Raw genomic sequence first — 1,508 nt, 5'->3', positions numbered from 1 at the left:
GCGCCGGGCACGCCGCGCTTGATGCCGATCAGCGCGTCCATCAGCCGCAGCCCCTCGAACGCGTCCCGGGCGTAGCGGACCTCGCCCTCGTAGACCTCGTGCAGGTCCTGTTCGACGTAGGCCCGGGTGAGGGCGGCGCCGCCGAGGATGACGGGGAAGTCGGCGGCCATGCCCCGCTGGTTGAGCTCCTCCAGGTTCTCCTTCATGATCACCGTGGACTTCACCAGCAGCCCCGACATGCCGATCACATCGGCCCGGTGCTCCTCGGCCGCCTCCAGGATCGCCGACACCGGCTGCTTGATGCCGAGGTTGACCACCGTGTAGCCGTTGTTCGACAGGATGATGTCGACCAGGTTCTTGCCGATGTCGTGCACATCACCGCGCACGGTGGCCAGCACGATCGTGCCCTTGCCGTCGTCGTCGGTCTTCTCCATGTGCGGTTCGAGGTAGGCGACGGCCGTCTTCATCACCTCGGCGGACTGGAGGACGAACGGCAGCTGCATCTGGCCCGAGCCGAACAGCTCACCGACCACCTTCATGCCGTCCAGCAGCACCTCGTTGACGATCTCCAGGGCCGGGCGGACGGCCAGCGCGGCGTCGAGGTCGGCCTCCAGACCATTGCGCTCACCGTCGATGATCCGGCGCTTGAGACGCTCCTCCAGCGGCAGCGCCGCCAGCTCCTCCGACTTGGAGGCCCGCAGCGACTTGGCGGTAGCGCCCTCGAACAGCGCCATCAGCTTCTGCAACGGGTCATAACCCTCACGGCGCCGGTCGTAGATCAGATCCAGGGCGGTGGTGACCTGTTCCTCGTCGAACCGGGCGATCGGCAGGATCTTGCTCGCGTGCACGATCGCCGAATCCAGACCCGCCTTCACACACTCGTCCAGGAACACACTGTTCAGCAGGATGCGGGCGGCCGGGTTCAGACCGAACGAGATGTTCGACAGACCGAGGGTGGTCTGTACGTCGGGGTGGCGGCGCTTCAGCTCCCGGATGCCCTCGATGGTGGCGATGCCGTCGCCCCGGGACTCCTCCTGGCCGGTGCAGATGGTGAAGGTCAGGCAGTCCACCAGGATGTCCGACTCGTGGACGCCCCAGTTGCCGGTCAGATCGTCGATCAGCCGCTCGGCGATCTCGACCTTCTTCTCCGCGGTGCGGGCCTGGCCCTCCTCGTCGATGGTCAGCGCGATCAGCGCCGCGCCGTGCTCCCTGGCCAGCCCGGTGACCTTGGCGAACCGGGACTCGGGCCCGTCGCCGTCCTCGTAGTTCACCGAGTTGATCACCGCACGGCCGCCGAGCTTCTCCAGCCCGGCACGCAGGACGTCGACCTCGGTGGAGTCCAGCACGATGGGAAGGGTGGAGGCGGTGGCGAACCGGCCGGCCAGCTCCGCCATGTCCGCCACACCGTCCCGGCCGACGTAGTCCACGCACAGGTCCAGCATGTGCGCGCCCTCGCGGATCTGGTCCCGGGCCATCTCCACACAGTCGTCCCAGCGGGCCTCCAGCAT

General features: G+C 67.7%; 1 protein-coding gene. It reads right to left on the bottom strand.

Features of this window, described 5'->3' with window-relative positions; genetic code table 11:
* Window positions 1-1,508, bottom strand: a 1,508-nt coding sequence (locus tag AB0G32_RS40365; RefSeq protein WP_361176077.1) for a dihydropteroate synthase, incomplete at both ends; no start/stop codon positions are given.

It is taken from the genome of Streptomyces sp. NPDC023723 (assembly GCF_040639815.1).
Lineage (GTDB): Bacteria > Actinomycetota > Actinomycetes > Streptomycetales > Streptomycetaceae > Streptomyces.
This window is presented reverse-complemented; position numbering and strand designations above follow the sequence as displayed.